This window comes from Pyxidicoccus fallax (assembly GCF_012933655.1).
Taxonomy (GTDB): Bacteria; Myxococcota; Myxococcia; order Myxococcales; family Myxococcaceae; genus Myxococcus; species Myxococcus fallax.
The window spans coordinates 1-14819 of sequence record NZ_JABBJJ010000145.1 but is presented as its reverse complement, the minus strand read 5'-3'; the positions used below and the strand labels follow the sequence as shown (position 1 = coordinate 14819).

At 68.2% G+C, this 14819-nt stretch carries 9 protein-coding genes; all 9 read left to right on the top strand.

Features of this window, described 5'->3' with window-relative positions:
* On the top strand, nucleotides 1–378 hold the full coding sequence (locus HG543_RS27790) for a GPW/gp25 family protein (RefSeq protein ID WP_169347897.1): 378 nt from the start codon (nucleotides 1–3) through the stop codon (nucleotides 376–378).
* A gap of 1 nt (nucleotide 379) precedes the next feature.
* Nucleotides 380–2026 carry a hypothetical protein gene (locus HG543_RS27785; protein ID WP_169347896.1) on the top strand — a complete coding sequence of 549 codons (1647 nt, stop codon included), beginning with the start codon at nucleotides 380–382 and terminating at the stop codon, nucleotides 2024–2026.
* Nucleotides 2027–2038: 12 nt separating this feature from the next.
* Nucleotides 2039–2638 carry a hypothetical protein gene (locus HG543_RS27780; protein WP_169347895.1) on the top strand — a complete coding sequence of 200 codons (600 nt, stop codon included), beginning with the start codon at nucleotides 2039–2041 and terminating at the stop codon, nucleotides 2636–2638.
* 137 nt (nucleotides 2639–2775) lie between these two features.
* Nucleotides 2776–4422, top strand: a complete 1647-nt coding sequence (locus HG543_RS27775; protein ID WP_169347894.1) for a type VI secretion system baseplate subunit TssF — start codon at nucleotides 2776–2778, stop codon at nucleotides 4420–4422.
* Nucleotides 4419–5060, top strand: coding sequence for a DotU family type IV/VI secretion system protein (locus tag HG543_RS27770; RefSeq protein ID WP_169347893.1), 642 nt, complete (start codon nucleotides 4419–4421; stop codon nucleotides 5058–5060). The genes HG543_RS27775 and HG543_RS27770 overlap by 4 nt, the downstream gene beginning before the upstream one ends.
* A 10-nt stretch (nucleotides 5061–5070) precedes the next feature.
* Nucleotides 5071–5376 carry a hypothetical protein gene (locus tag HG543_RS27765; RefSeq protein WP_246357344.1) on the top strand — a complete coding sequence of 102 codons (306 nt, stop codon included), beginning with the start codon at nucleotides 5071–5073 and terminating at the stop codon, nucleotides 5374–5376.
* Nucleotides 5377–5379: 3 nt separating this feature from the next.
* Complete coding sequence (locus HG543_RS27760) at nucleotides 5380–9045, top strand: type VI secretion IcmF C-terminal domain-containing protein (protein WP_169347892.1); 3666 nt, start codon at nucleotides 5380–5382, stop codon at nucleotides 9043–9045.
* Nucleotides 9042–9527 (top strand): hypothetical protein, encoded by a 486-nt coding sequence (locus HG543_RS27755; RefSeq protein ID WP_343073450.1) that lies wholly within the window; start codon nucleotides 9042–9044, stop codon nucleotides 9525–9527. The genes HG543_RS27760 and HG543_RS27755 overlap by 4 nt, the downstream gene beginning before the upstream one ends.
* Before the next feature lie 127 nt (nucleotides 9528–9654).
* A partial coding sequence (locus HG543_RS27750; RefSeq protein ID WP_169347891.1) for a choice-of-anchor D domain-containing protein occupies nucleotides 9655–14819 on the top strand: 5165 nt, incomplete at its 3' end.

Below are 14819 nucleotides of genomic sequence, written 5' to 3'. Positions count from 1 at the left end.
ATGGCGCGCAGGCCGTTTCTCGACAGGTTCTCCAGCAGCGGCGCCTCCCGGGATGCCCTGGCGCCCGTGCTGCGCAACCTCGAGGCCGTGCTCAACACCCGCGAGGGCTACGGCTTCTTCCAGCAGGGCTTCGGCCTCGGGGACTACACCGGGAACCGCGGCGGCAAGGAGCTGGTTCCCTTCCTCACCGAGACGTTGCAGCGCCAGGTGACGCAATACGAACCCCGGCTGCGCGAGGTGGAGGTGACGCTGCGAGGCCAGGACGGAGCGCTGTGTCTGCACTTCGAGGTGGCCGCCCGGCTGGGCGAGCAGGCCCTCCGGCTGGCGCTGGTCTTCGACACCGTGAGCAGCCGGGTGCGGCTCGAGAGGAAGGACTGACATGCACGGCACTTTCGAGGACCGGCTGGCCGTCTCAATGACTCTCACCATCGGCGGCAAGGCCCACGTCATTCCTCCCGGCAACATCCGCTCCTTCGCGCTGGAGCTGCACGGCTGGGGCCTGGAAGGACGGGTGGAGTTCATCCTCACCGACAACAAGGCCCTGGGCGGCAAGCAGAAGGACACCCTGCTGCCGGACTTCCTCAAGCCAGACCTGGCCGAGGTGTCGCTCGAAGTCTGTGCCGTCCACACGGACCTCCGGCCCAGGCAGAAGCCCACGCCCCTGAAGCTCAAGGCGCTGGTGTCCTCCAAGGCGCTCGTGGAGCTGCCGGCTTCTTCCGCTCCGGATGCGCCCCTCCTGCACCGCCGCTACACCGTGCACTTTCTCGACGCGGCCCGGCTGCTGTGGCGCCAGCACCACCCGTGCGCGCTCTACACGCAGAAGACCCTCCAGGACGTCCTGGAGGAGCACAAGGGCGAGAAGATCTCCCTGAGCTACGACTGGGACGCCGTGCTGGGCGTCGCGCATCCGCTGCTCTTCCTCGGGCTGGAGCGGGAGGCCGGAGCGAGCTTCTACGACTTCGTACTGTGGTGCCTGGACCGCCACCGCGGCGTGCTGGCGTACGACGCGGAGAAGGGCAGCTACTCGCTGCTCGGGGCGAAGGCGGAAGCGGGCACGCCGCTGGAGCTGGAGGCCCGCGAGGTGGCCTCGCTAGAGGTGCTCCTGCCCGAGGTCCTCCGCCACGGGGCCACCGTCCTCAACGCCGTGGCCGAGGGTCCCAAGCGCCAGTCCCTCACCCACGCACAGGCCGTCGCGGGCCTGCGCCAGGACGTCCTGCTGTGCACCCCGCTGGCCGACGCCGTGCAGGCACGGGTGGACCAGGAGCAGGACCGGCTCCAGGCGCGAGGCATGGAGCTGGAGCTCGAATGGCGTCGCATGCCAGTCGAGGCCTTCGCTCCCGGAGCGCTGGTGAAGCTGCCGCCCGGCAAGGGCTGGAACCCGGCCAGCGTGGCCGCCCAGGACACCTTCCGGGTCCGCACCCTGCGCCTGAGCGGGCAGGCTCGTGAGACGGGCCCCGACTCGAACCTCAGTGCGCCGGACGCCGGCTTCCACTTCCAGATGAGCACGCGGCTGGAGCGCCAGGACGAGCCCCATGTCGACCTGCCCGCGTACACCCCACCGCGCTACCCGCGCCACGTGGAGGGCGTGCTGGTGAGCGAGGTCGGCGAGGAGAAGCACGAGACGTGGCAGGTCTACAGCGAGGAGAAGACCTCCATGGACTGCTACCGCGTCAAGCTGCCCATCTGGGACGACCAGGTGGTGAGCGCTCCCTTCAATCCCAGCCTGCTGCCGGGTCACTTCTACTTCCCCTCCTACAAGAACGAGCGGGTGCTGGTGGCGCTGGACTTCCAGAAGGCCTGGGTGAAGCGCTTCCTGGACTGGCGGGCCGGTGCGCGGCTGCCGCAGGAGAGCCAGGGCGTTCAACTGCTCATGGGCAAGACGCCCACCAGCGGCGCCACGCTCCAGCAGACCTACGAGGACGACAAGCCCGTGCTCCTGCTGCGGCGCACGAACGAGAAGGACACCGGGGTCATCCACCTGCGCGAGGGCGCGCTGCGAATCCAGGTCAGGGAAGAGCAGGACTAGGAGCGGGACGTCATGGCGAAGCTCATCTGCACCATCGACCTGGACAAGGAGAAGGGCCTCATCGTCACCGTCGAGGACCCCGAGGGGAAGCTCACGCAGACGGTGACGCTGGACGGCAAGTCCCTCACCCTGGAGGTGAAGAGCGACTCCGACACGAGCACTCTCATCCAGAAGCCCGACGGCATCAGCCTCACGTGCAAGGCCTTCACCGTGGACGCCGACACCATCACCCTCCAGTCCAGGAAGGAGTCGGCGTGGACGAGTGAGAAGACCCTCCAATTGCAGAGCACGGAGGACCTGACGCTCACCTCCAGCGCGAAGCTGACCCAGAAGGCCACCCAGGACGCGGTCCTCTCCTCCGGCGCCAACCTCCAGGTGAAGGCCACGCAGCAGCTCACACTCCAGGGAATGGAGGGCCAGCTCTCCGCCACCGGAGGGGCGCTGAAGCTGGACGGCGTGACGCTGGCCATGAAGGGCCAATCCCAGGCGGAGCTGGGGGCCCCCCTCGTCAAGGTCGCCGCCCAGGGCCAGCTCGGTCTCGAGTCCTCGGGCGTCGCCGAGCTGAAGGGCTCGATGACCAGCGTGAGCGGCTCGCTCGTGAAGCTGGGCTGAGGCCCACGGTCTCTTCCCGGGTGTGAAGTCGTTCACGCCTTTCCTATGGGGCTCCTCACAGCCCCACCCGCGCGCAACCGTCACATTACGCATCACCCGACGCCATCACGGCTGCGGGTGAACGGATACGTCACGCCATGGGTGTCACGAATCAGCTCTACCAGGACTATCTCGCGGAGCTGGCCGCGCTCGAGCGCTTCCGCCAGGGCTTCCGCCAGACCTACCCCGGCGTGCCCCTGGAGCAGGAGGACCCGGACGTGCGCCGGCTGGTGGAGGCCCTGGCCTTCTTCTCCGTCCAGACCCGGCACGCCACGCTGCGCAACCTCCGCTCCACGTGGCTGCGGCTCTTCTCCAGCTACTTCAGCCATCTGATCGAGCCCCTCCCCGCCGCGGGCCTGGTGCGGGCGGTACCCACGGAGAAGATGGTGGAGGCGGTGGTGCTGCCCCGGGGCACCGAGCTGCGCCTGCAGCCGGCGGGAGGCGAGGCGGGCTCCTTCCGCCTGGAGCGGGAGCTGCGCGTCCTGCCCATCTTCCTGGAGGAGACACAGGTGCTGCGTCTGGCCGATGGCGGCCACCGCCTCATCCTCCGCTTCGCCGCGGCCTTCCCTCGCAGGGACCCGGTGGAGGTGCTCAGCTTCCACGTACGCCACCTGGAGGAGTACGGCAGCTCCCTGGCGGTGCACCACGCCCTGCGCAAATGCCTGACGGCGGTGAGCGTGGTGTACGACACGAAGGCGGATGAGCGCTCGACGGGACTGCGTTGCGAGCACTCCTTCGGTCAGGCGCCGTTCGCGCCAGACGACGCGAGCACCTACGCCAATCCCTTGCAGCGCGCGCGCTCCTTCTTCCAGCTCCCGGAACGGGGCCTCTTCCTGCATGTCCGGGTGGCACCCACGCGTCAGGCCTGGAGCCGCTTCAGCCTGTGTCTGGATTTGAAGAAGGAATGGACCGTGGGCCGGTCGCTCCATCCGGAGTTCCTCCACCCCTTCGTCGCGCCAGTAGTCAACCTCAAGGCCGCGCCCGCGCAGCCCATCACCCTGGACGGCACCCGCTCCGAGCACCCGCTGCTCGGCCTGCGCAACGGCCGGGACTTCCGCCTGCACTCGGTGACGGGGGTGTATCTGCAAGGGCCGAAGGGCCGGGAACCCCTGCGTCCCGCGCACGTGCCGGGGCCCGGGCCGGGCTACGAGCTGGACGAGCAACTGGCCGCGGATGGCCGCACGCTGCATCAGCTCCTGGTCCGCATGCCCGAGGCCTTCCTGGAGCCACGCAAGCTGCACGTGGACGCGCTCTGGTACCAGCCCGGCTTCGCCTCGGACGCCCTGGGCCGGCTGGACGTCTCCACCCCCAGCCTGCACGTGGAGGGACTGCGCTGGCACGTCGTCGGAGACCTCCAGCCGCCCCGGGACAGCCCCCTGCGTGACGACGTACCGGCCCTCACCCGGCTGCTGTCCTGGAAGAACCGCTCCACCCTGGAGCGCGACGAGCTGGTCGCCCTGCTGTCGTACCTGGGCACGCCCGCGGAGGGCGCCTTCCGCTCCGTGCTTCCCCTGCTGCGCACGCTGCGCGCCTCCGTGCTGCCGGACGGCGCGCTGCGGGGCACGGGCCTGCGGCACGTGTACGAGGCGCTGCTGGAGCCCTTCCCCGCGGACCAGGAGGCGCTGGTGGCCTGCTTCCTCGAGCAGGTGGAGGCGCTGCTGGACGCGTGGAACGGCGAGGCGTCCGTGGAGCTGCGGCCTTCCGTGGCGGGAGCCGGACCTTTCACCCCCTGGGGGCACCGATGAACCTGGAGCACTGGAGGATTGTCTTCACCGAGTACCGACGGACACGGGCGCTGCTGGACCAGTGGTTGCCAGCCGAGTCCTCCGAGGCGGAGGAACGCACGCAGGTGCGAGTGGGACGCGCGGGGCTGGAGCAGCTCCAGCAGCAGTTGCTGGCGACGGTGGAGGGACTGCGAGCCGGCCTGGGCGGCCACTACCGCGCCGAGGAGGTGGAAGAGTCGCTGCGTCCCTTCACCTACCTCGTCGATGAGCAGGTGCTGCGCCGCCTGAGCGAGGCCGATCAGTCCGACTGGCCGCTCCTCCAGCACCACCTCTTCGGCGAGGAGGGCGGAGGCGACCTATTCTACGAGCTCGCCGACCAGAAGCTGAACCAGCCGGGCAGCTCGCCTCTCGTCTTCGAGCTGCTGCACTTCTGCCTCACCGCGGGCTTCGGCGGCCGCTACCTGGGCAACACCGCGAAGCTGCGCGAGTACAAGCAGCGGCTGGCGGCCCGCATCGTCACCCCGGAGCCCGCGCCTTCCGCTCCCGCGGAGGCCCCCGGCACCCGGCCCCTGCTCTACGAGTTCCCCTCCCGCTACTACGCCGGTGCCTGCCTCTGCGTGCTGGGGTTGCAGGGACTGCTGTGGTGGCTCTCCCGCTGAGGCCCGCGCCATGGACTTGTCTCTCTCGAAGACAGGACGCGAGCGCGCCTCCGCCGACACGACCCCCGCGCTGCTGGAGCGGCTGGAGGGGCTCATCGACGCGGAGCTCGGTCCGCTGCGCGTGGGCGTGGAGCCACTGCTGGCCGAGCTGCGCCAGGGCGTGGCGGCGCTGCACCCGGGCCCGGGTGGGCAGCAGCTCTCGCCCCAGCGACAGCAGGAGCTGCGCACCCGGCTCGACCAGGTGCTGGACACACTCGAAGACATCCTGGAGGCGCTGCAGCGCGCCGCGCGCGCCCGCCGCCAGGGAGAGGGCTGAATCATGGAAGCGCTTCGCAATCTCTGGGCCGGCTCGGCCCCTTATCGAGGCTGGCTGTTGCTCGTGGTGGGCGTGTTGCTCCTGGTGGCCGCCGCCGTGGGGCTCGCGTGGTGGCTGCGCCGTCGGCGGCGGGGGGCCTCGTCCCTGGGCGCGCCGCCCCCCATGTCGAGACACCGGCTGCGCAACATCCACCGGAGCTTCCTCGCGGCGCTGCCCTGGCTGCAACGCGCCGCCGTGAAGGACCTGCCCTGCGCGGTGGTGCTGGGGCCCGCGGGCAGCGGCAAGTCGAAGCTCATCGACCTGGACGTGGACTGGCAGCGGCAGTCGCGCCAGTTCCTTCCGAGCCACACGAGCGACTCGCTGCTGCAGCTCTACCTCGGCCCGGACTCGGTCGTGCAGGAGCTGTCCGCGCCCCTGCTCGAGGATGACACGCCCCAGGCGCGCGGGGCCCTGCGCCGGCTGTGGAAGGACAGCCTGGGCCAGGGGCAGCATGCGCTCGCCGTCCTCGTGCTGGACGTGCGCTGGCTGGCGGAGACGCCGCCCGATGAGGTGCGCCGCGCCGCGCAGTTGCTGCGCGGCAAGCTCAACCTGCTCGCCGAGGTCCGCCGCGGGCCCGTGGAGACGCGCCTGTGCCTGACGCACATGGACGCGCTGGAAGGCTTCGAGGACTTCTCGCGGTTGCTCCACGCCCACCGCGTGCCCCTCTCCTTCGCGCTGCCTCCGCGCGGTGAGGAGGGGCAGGTGGCGTCGCTCCTCCAAGCGCAGGAGCAATACCTCGCGCTCGGGTTGACGTCGCTGCCGGTGGAATCCTTCGAGCGCCTGGAGCGCTTCTACTCGCAGGGGCACCGCCCCTTCGAGGCGCTCGCCCGCTTCACCACGGCGCTGCTCGAAGGGGGCACGCTCGCCTTCGTGCCCCGGCTGTCGCGCGTGTACCTGTCCTCGCCGTCGACGCGGGCGGCGGGCGTGCTCTCCGTGCCCGGCGAGGTGCACGACGCGCAGGCGCTGCGCGGGCGCTACCTGAAGGCGCACCTGAAGCGCGCGGCGATGCTGGCCGTGGCGGGCAGCCTGCCCATGCTGGCCGCCTATGCGCACTTCTCGTGGCGGCTGTCCCAGGCGCAGGAGCGCGTGGGGCGGTTCGAGAGCACCGTGCAGCGCATGCGCGACCAGGGACAGGCGGTGTCAGGCAGCGTGGCGCAGGAGCAGGTGCTCGCCGCCGGCCAGGCCATGGACCTGATGTGGCGGGCCACGAGCTACTGGCCCCTGCTGCCCTACAGCTTCTCCGAGGCGCGCGAGGACCTGCGCAAGCGGCTGACCCGCGGCATCCGCGAGGCCCACCTGCGTCCCGCCCTCGAGCGCTGCCATCAGCAGCCCGACGCGTGCCGTCCCGAGCAGGTCGTCTTCTTGCTGGCAACCCTCCACGCGTCGCGCGTCGAGCCGCTCGGCCAGTTCGTGCTCTCCAGCCTGCGCAACCGGCGCGCGTGGAGCTTCGTGGACTTGCAGGAGGCGGCCTCCACCGCGGAGCCCTCCGCGCTCGAGTCCGGCCGCTCGTGGCTCACCGCCATCAACCTGGTCGAGTCGCTGGTGGGGGACTACGTCGTCATCAGCGACAGGCCGTGGCAGGCGCCCACCACCCCGGAGGCGGACTGGGCCCGCTGGCCCTTCCGTGAGGCCTTCACGCTGGAAGGACAGCTGGCCCCCTGGCAGGCCCACCTCCGGCGGCTGCACGACTTCCTGCGTGACCAGGCCGTGGAGCCGTGGGAGCTGGGCCGGCTGAACGCGGAGCTGGACGCGATGCGCGAGGAGCGGGCCCGCCTGCGCGCCTGGCTCGACGACAGCGCGACCTTCGCCACCCTGCCGCGCGCGCTCGACCTGCTTCAGGCCTCCGAGGCCCGCGTCGACACGAGCCACTTCAAGGGCCTGTCCTCCACGCTGCAGGCGGTGGAGTGGATGAACAAGAACCGCGAGGCCCTGGCCGGCGTGCTGCAGATGGAGGAGGAGATGGACCAGGGCCTCAAGGCCGCGCAGCGGATGAGCGTGGCGGAGCTGCTCGTGCGTGACGGGGTGTGGCTGCCGGGCGCATCCACCCGGGGCCCGTTCCGGGTGAGCGTGACGCAGGGGCCCCTCGAGTTCCACCCGAAGGACAGCGCGCGCCAGCTCCATCAGGCCATCCTCCGCTACTACGAGAGGACGGGCCGCCTGCCCTTCGGCTCCGCACGGGATGAGGAGGCGGGCTCGCGCCTGTCCGCGACGAGCGTGTCCGAGGATCGGCTGACGTTCGACACCCGCATCCGGCCCCTGGTGGACGAGTTCACCCAGCGGTTGAAGAACGCGGACCTGCCGGTGGAGGAGGCCTCGCAGCGGCAGGAGCACGTTCGCCGGCAGGTGGACCAGTTCGCGCTCCGGTACCGGCAGCGCCTCTTCCAGCGCGTGCACGGCTATCGCTTCGACGCGCCCACCCCCGCCCTGCTGTCCGAGGCGCTCGCACGCCTCACCCAGCCGTCCTCCGAGCTGGTGGACATGCTGCGCGACGTGTCCAGGGGCGCCAGCCTCGAACCCCTCGAGGGCCCCTACTACGAGTCACTGCGCAATGCCGTGGCGCCCTTCAAGCCCATCGTCCAGGTGATGAAGCCGGACGAGAGCGGCAACCAGGCCCTGCTCAATCCCTACCGGGCCCTCGTGGCGCAGCTGACGGACGAGCTCCATGCCGTCTCGCGGGGCGCTGCCCGGTCCGTCGATGTCGCCGCTTCCGGGAAGGAAGGGGGCGGCGCCGCGCGGCTTCCGGAGATGCTCACCCCGCTGGGGCGGATTGCCTTCTCGATGATGCTCGAGGAGGAAGGCTCGTACCTTCGCAAGGTGGATGCGTGGCTGGACCAGCAGGGCCTCATCGGCGAGCTGCGCGAGCCCTTCCGTCAGCCCTTCCTGGCGGTGCGGGAGCTGGGACAGCAGGAGATTGAACGGACCCTGCGGCAGCAGTGGGAAGGCACCTGGGGGCGCCTGCTGCGGCCCCTGCTGAGCCGCTACCCGTTCTCGCCCGACGCGGCCCAGGAAGTGGAGCCGGGGGACCTGGAGATTCTTCGCCGGAAGGATGGCGTGTTCTGGGCCTTCGTGGACCGGGTGGTCACCCCGGTGTGCGAGGAGCGCGGCACGGAATGGGTGCTGCGTGGTGCCCTGCGGGAGCGGCTCTCCCTGCCCGAGGACCTGCTGCCCACGCTCGGCCGGCTCTCCCGGCTGGCGCAGGTGCTCTGGGACGCGGAGGGCCGCCCTCGCCCGCTCCTGCTCAAGGTCATGCCCCTGCCGCTGCCGGCCGCGCCCGCGCCCGGCAGCTTCTTCACCCTGGGCTCCCTCAAGTGCGGCAGGACCGCGGCCTTCGCCTACAACCAGAGCCCCTCCTGGCAGGAGTTTCCGCTCGACTGGTGGGACCAGCAGACCGCCTCGCTCGTCCTGGAGCTGCGCTCGCCCGAGCAGCAGGCCATCCAGTACAGCGCCCTGCAGAAGAACCGCTCCGTGTGGAGCTGCTTCCGCCTCCTCGAGGAGTCCCAGTCCACGGGCGACCAGCGGCGGCTGTGGCGGCTGCAGGGGCGCACCGCGGAGAAGACTGCACACGTGATGGAAGTCCGCTTCGGTCTCAAGGGGGAGCCCTGGACTCCCTTCCGGGAGGTCTCACCGTGAAACGCCAATTCCTGTTCTGCGCCTTCCTGCCATTGCTGCTCGCCGCCTGCCGGACGGACACGCTCCAGCTGCGCATCAAGGCTCCGCCTGGCACCAACCAGGGGCGCCCGCTCTACATGCTGGTGCGCAAGGTGGATGCCAGGCAGTACGCCGTCGAGTCCTATGACGACGTCTCCGTCCGCATCGCCAGGCCGGACCCGAGCGTCATCCATTCGGAAATCATCTACCCGGGCACGCTGCGGCGCCTCCAGGTGAAGACGCCCCAGGATGCGTCCCTCGCCGTCTCCTTCCTCTTCACCGCCCCCGACGGCACCTGGCAGTCCTTCCTCAACACACCGCTCCCCCCCTCGCTCGACGTGGAGCTGCGGGAGGGACGCATCCAGACGGGAGGGGCTCCCGCGGAGCCGGCGAAGAACTCCGAGGACAGTCCGCCCGCGGAAACCCCAGCCGCGTCCGAGTCCCCCGAGCCTCCGAAGTCCTGACGCGGCTTCGCGTCAGCCGACTCCAAACCGTATCCAGTCCCTCGTCCCCACGCGTGTCATGCCCATGACACGTGGATGCCCGCCCCATGTCTCGAGTCGTCGCACCACCCACGAAGAGAGGTATGTAATGAAGCGCATACAAACCCTGCTCATGACAGGTTTCTGTCTGCTCGCAGCCTGCGACCCGCCTCCTCCACCGTCCAGCCACGGAACAAGGGTCGCGCTGCAAGCCCGAGAGCTCCACTCCGCCGGCGCGGCTTTTGGGAGCCACCCAGTATGCGACGCGGGCGTTGATGAGGAAATCGAGCTGTTCAACGAGGATGCCTCGTCATCCCGGATGATCCTCTATGCGGAGGCTCCGCCCCCGTTCAAGCGGACAGCCATCCTGAGCGCCGACGGTGGGACCCAGCAGTTGCCCCTCTCGCTGGCTCCCGGGGCCGGAGTGAAACTGCGGGTGAGGTTCACTCCCCAGACCCCCGAGAGCTTCAAGAAGCACCTCACCGTGTTCAGTGACGAGCCAGGGGCTGGCGTCATCAACATTCCACTCGAAGGCCAGGGGGTGGGGCCTCGCCTCGTGCTGTCTCCGCCTTCCCTCGACCTGAGCCTCCCTGGGGATGCGAGTGATGCGGGCACCCCGGAGTCCTCGGTCGAGCGCACGGTGACGGTGAGGAACATCGGTAACGAATCGCTGTCCTCCCTCGTCCTCCATCCCCCTGCCGCTCCGTTCTCAGCTGAGCTCGACAAGACCGCGCTGGAGCCTGGCGAGACCGCGAGTTTGAAGGTGACCTTCACCCCCGGCACCAGCAAGGCCTTCTTCACGGATGCCCTGACGGTCTCCAGCAATGACCCGTGTTCACCTGTCACCGAGCTTCCGCTCGCGGGCTTCCTGAGCTCCGCACCCAGGCCGGCGCTGAGCCCCACCGCGCTTGCATTCCCGGAGCAGGAGGTGGGCATGGCCAGTGCCCACCAGCAGGTGATGGTCACCAACGAGGGGGGCTCCCTGCTCACCATCAGCTCCGTATCGCTCCAGGACGCTTCGGACGCGGGGACGTCTTTCAGTGTGAGCCCGAGCGGAGGTTTTACCCTCGAGCCCGGGAAGAGCCGGCCTCTGGCGGTGAAGTTCACTCCCACGGCCCCGGGAACGCATCAAGCGACGCTCCAGCTCGTCAGCGACGGCCAGGGTTCACCGTCCTCTGTCCTCCTCAGTGGCGACGCGGTGCAGGCCGCGACGCTGAAGATCGAGCCGGCATCGGTCCGTTTCGCCGTGCAGGTGCCGGAGCAGACCACCACCGAGAACCTCTCCGTCCAGAACACCGGTTCGAGGCCCGTGACTGTCTCCGTGGCAGTGACCTCCACGGATGAACCGGCTGCCTTCAAGGTCACGCCGACCTCGCTCTCCTTGCTCCCAGGGGCGACGGGGACGTTGGTGGTCACCCTGACGCCCTCCGCGAACAGGGCCTCCGGCCCCCTGCTCGGGCAACTCACCTTGAGGACTGGCGACTCCACGGAGGCACGCCAGATTCACGTCGCCCTCCAGGGGGAAGTTGTTCGGACCCGGGTCGTACCGGCAGCCACTGACATCACGTTCAATGACCACGTCGTTGGCGCGCCCAGCCAGCAGCGGGAGCTCGTCCTCAAGAATCCCACGACTTTGCCTGTCACCGTTGATGCGATTGCAGTGGGCTCCCTGAGGCAGTACGCGGTGACAGGCCTGCCGGTGACGATTCCCCCGAACGAGACCCGGAGTGCGTGGGTGGTCTTCAGCCCGAGCGAGAGAGGCCAGTGGGACCACACCCTCCAGCTCAAGGGCAACGCCACCGAGACGATTCCTCCCGTATCGCTCAGGGGGAAGGCGTTGGCTCCGGTGCTGACCATCCCCGACGCATCGCTGAACCTGTCCTTCGACACCACGGCGCCTGGCGCCGAAAGTCTCAAGCAGGTAACCCTGACGAACAGCGGGGACGCGCCTCTTACGATTGAGGCAGCCACGGTCTCCGAGGATACCCACTTCAAAGTGAGGGGTGTGAATCCGCCTCGGACCGTGGATGTGAATAAATCGCTCACGTTCGACGTCATCTTCAATCCCAAGAGCCTGGGGCCCAAGGAGGCGACACTCCGCTTCCACGTCGACAACTCGGGGCTGCCTCTGGGCGCCCCCCAGATCAAGCTGAGCGGCCTCTCTTCGGGCCCATTCCCGGTGTTCGAGCCTGGCGACCAGATCGACTTCGGAGCACAGCAGGTCAACAGCCAGGAGCGCCAGAAGATCCGGATCACCAACTCCGAAAGTGCTCTCGAGACACTTCAAATACTCAGTATCACTATCAAGGACAGTGCTAGCGGGTTTTCTCTTGGAAAGGAATATCCATCTCAGGACCGCAAGCCCGGCGACTACCTCGACGTCGAGGTTGTTTTCGATCCTCGCTCGGTGGGTACACGCTATACAGACACCCTGTCCATCGAGTACCAAGGTGCCACGACCAAGGTGCCACGCACGAAGACCCTCGCGCTCAAGGGAACGGGCGCTGCCGCGGTGCTGCAACTGTCGGAAACCTCCGTGCAGTTCAAGGATGTGGAACTGAATACGGTGGCAACCGCGGAACTCACCCTCACCAACAAGGGTGGGGCTCCCCTACACCTCGAAACCATCAGCATCAGCGGGGCCGGTGCTTCCGCTTTCCAACTGGGCCTGCTGAATTGGCCGAAACCGCTTGCCCCGGAGGGCAAGGAGGTGATCTCCGTGATGTACAAGCCCACCAAGGTAGAGGGCGTCACGGCGAACCTCATCATCAGGTCGAATGCGATGGGGGACAACGTCAAGAACGGCGAGACCCAGGTTCAGCTCTCCGGTCAGGGGACTGCTTCCTTGGCGGTGTTCTCGACCAGGAAGGTCTCCTTTGGCTCAACGCCCATTGGAGGGACCTCAAGCCGTGAGTTGACCATTTCCAACGAGGGCTCTGCGCCTCTGCGTATCAGCGAGCCCGAACCCAGCACGCATTTCTACGTCAGCAATGAGGGCGTGACGGCCTGGCCCGTGGACATCCCCGCCAAGGCGAACGGCCAACCCGGCCAGCACGTATTCAGGATTGTCTTCAGGCCTGACTCCAAGGCCGAGGTGTCCGAGACGATTTCCTTCGTGAGCAATGACTCCAACTCGCCGGTGGCGGTCACCCTTTCCGGAAGAGGCGCACAGCCCCTACTGGTGGTGGACTCGTCGTTCAGCCTGGGTGATGACCTGGCGCTGGACGTCGAAGCCCTTCGCAACCTCTCCCTGAGGAATGAGGGGGATTCGCTTCTGGAGATCAGGACCATCACCGTTGCTCCGCCATTCTGTTTCGTCCTCCCCACCACGGGTACCTGCGTCACCCAGACCTCCGGCGATACCCGCCTCACCATTGAGCCGGGCGGGACGAAGGAACTTCAATTGAGGGCAACCCCCAGGACACACGTGCGCGTGTCGGGGCTGCTCTCCTTCACGACCAATGAACAGGGGAGCCGCACGGATGGTGGCAGTGCCACCAGGACGGTGACCGTGAGCTTCAAGGGGAAGGGCGAGGTGTCCACCCAGGCGGACGCGTTGGATTTCGGTCCGTGCGTCATGGACGCGAGCGCAATCATGGTCGACAAGGAGGTGTCCATCTCGAACACCTCGGCATCCGCGACCGCTGTCACCGAGGTCATCCTCTCGGGCGATGATGTGCCTGATTTCGAGGTCGTGAGGCCGCTCCCGGAACTTCCAGCAGAATCGGCCAGGAACCTGACGCTGAGGTTCAAGCCCCAGAAGGGAGTGGCGGGTCTGCGGCAGGCCGTGGCCAGCATTCACACCCGGAACAACCCCACCCCTGTCGTCCTAAACCTCCAAGGCTACGCGACCGTCCCCGAACTGACCATCCGGCGGAAGGATGGCAAGCCCTTCACGGGGAAGGTGGACTTCAAGGGGACGCTGACCAACAGCACCTCGGAGCCTGTCGTCCTCGTCTTCTCCAATGGCCGGACATCCGATGCGGGCGGTCCGCTCACCATCAGCGTGAACGTGACCGGCATGGACGCCAGCTCCTTCGGCTTGAGCAAGACAGGGCCTCTCGCGAGCCTGGCTCCGGGGGAGAGCGCGGAGCTCGCGGTACAGTTCAAGCCGGGAGCCGACGTGAAGGGGTACGAGGCGGCGCTCTCCGTGACGACGAACGATCCGACGAACCTCTCCTTCCTGGTGAAGCTGTCCGGCACGGGTGTGTCCAAGGCACTCTCCCTTTCCACGAACGAGCTGAACTTCGGCTCGCGTCTGGCGGGAGTGCAGACGAGCTCTCAGCCCGTGCGGCTCAGCAACGACTCGGGTCATGCCATCGTGCTGACGCAAGTGCACGTGGAGGCGCCCGAGGGGCCCGAGAGCACCCACTTCATGTTGGAGCCGGGGCCCTGGACGCAGGGGCCGTATACGCTGGAATCGGGCGCGACACTGAACCTGCCCGTGACCTTCCAGCCCCGGCCTGACGTCGAGTCCGAGTCAACGCTGCTCATCGCCACGGAGGGCCCGAACGCCAGCCACCTGTCCGTGAAGTTGAAGGGGCGTGGGCTGTCCTCGGTCTTCAGGGACCTGAGGCGGCTCGTGAACTTCGGCACACAGCGCCTGTCGGACCCGCATGAACCGGAGGTGCTCGCCCTCACCAACGACAGCAGTGGGACGCTCTTCTTGACGAAATACGTGCCGGAAGGACCCCAGGGTGACCATTTCCGTGTCGAGCCTGATGATGAATCCTGCCGGAGCGTGCCGCAGGGAATCGAGCTGAGAACGGGTGAGACCTGCAAGCTCGAGGTCTCGTATGTCGCGCAACAGGTGACTCGCTCTGCCGCGCCCCTGCTGCTGAGCGTGTCGTCGGAGGAAGCGGGCCCCCGGCAGTTCTCGTCGGCTCGGGTTGAGCTCAAGGGCGAAAAGGTATCCAGCCTCCTGTCCGCGGACCCGATGGAGCTGGACTTTGGCTGGGTGGACCTGGGGAAACCGGTGGAACCGCGGCTGATCACCCTGACCAACAAGTCCAGCGTGGCGACGCGGGTGCAACACCTCCAGGTCTCGAACCCGGAGGCCTTCAAGGTGGAAGCACTCGAGCCGGGCAAGGAGATTCCACCCGAGGGCACCGCCCAGTTGCGCGTGACGTTCGAGCCGAAAGAGGGAGCGGATGTCACGGGCCAGGTCGAGCTGCGGTTAGAGGGTGAGCAGGTAACGGATGTCGCCATCCAGCTGCATGGGAAGGTGCGGGCAATCGGCGGAACGGGAGGGGGGCAGTCCTGCGGCGCCAGTGG

Bases quoted from the DNA above. Each gene is read 5' to 3' on its own strand.
- HG543_RS27790 (WP_169347897.1), top strand. From the start codon at position 1: ATGGCGCGCAGGCCGTTTCTCGACAGGTTCTCCAGCAGCGGCGCCTCC.
- HG543_RS27785 (WP_169347896.1), top strand. From the start codon at position 380: ATGCACGGCACTTTCGAGGACCGGCTGGCCGTCTCAATGACTCTCACC.
- HG543_RS27780 (WP_169347895.1), top strand. From the start codon at position 2,039: ATGGCGAAGCTCATCTGCACCATCGACCTGGACAAGGAGAAGGGCCTC.
- HG543_RS27775 (WP_169347894.1), top strand. From the start codon at position 2,776: ATGGGTGTCACGAATCAGCTCTACCAGGACTATCTCGCGGAGCTGGCC.
- HG543_RS27770 (WP_169347893.1), top strand. From the start codon at position 4,419: ATGAACCTGGAGCACTGGAGGATTGTCTTCACCGAGTACCGACGGACA.
- HG543_RS27765 (WP_246357344.1), top strand. From the start codon at position 5,071: ATGGACTTGTCTCTCTCGAAGACAGGACGCGAGCGCGCCTCCGCCGAC.
- HG543_RS27760 (WP_169347892.1), top strand. From the start codon at position 5,380: ATGGAAGCGCTTCGCAATCTCTGGGCCGGCTCGGCCCCTTATCGAGGC.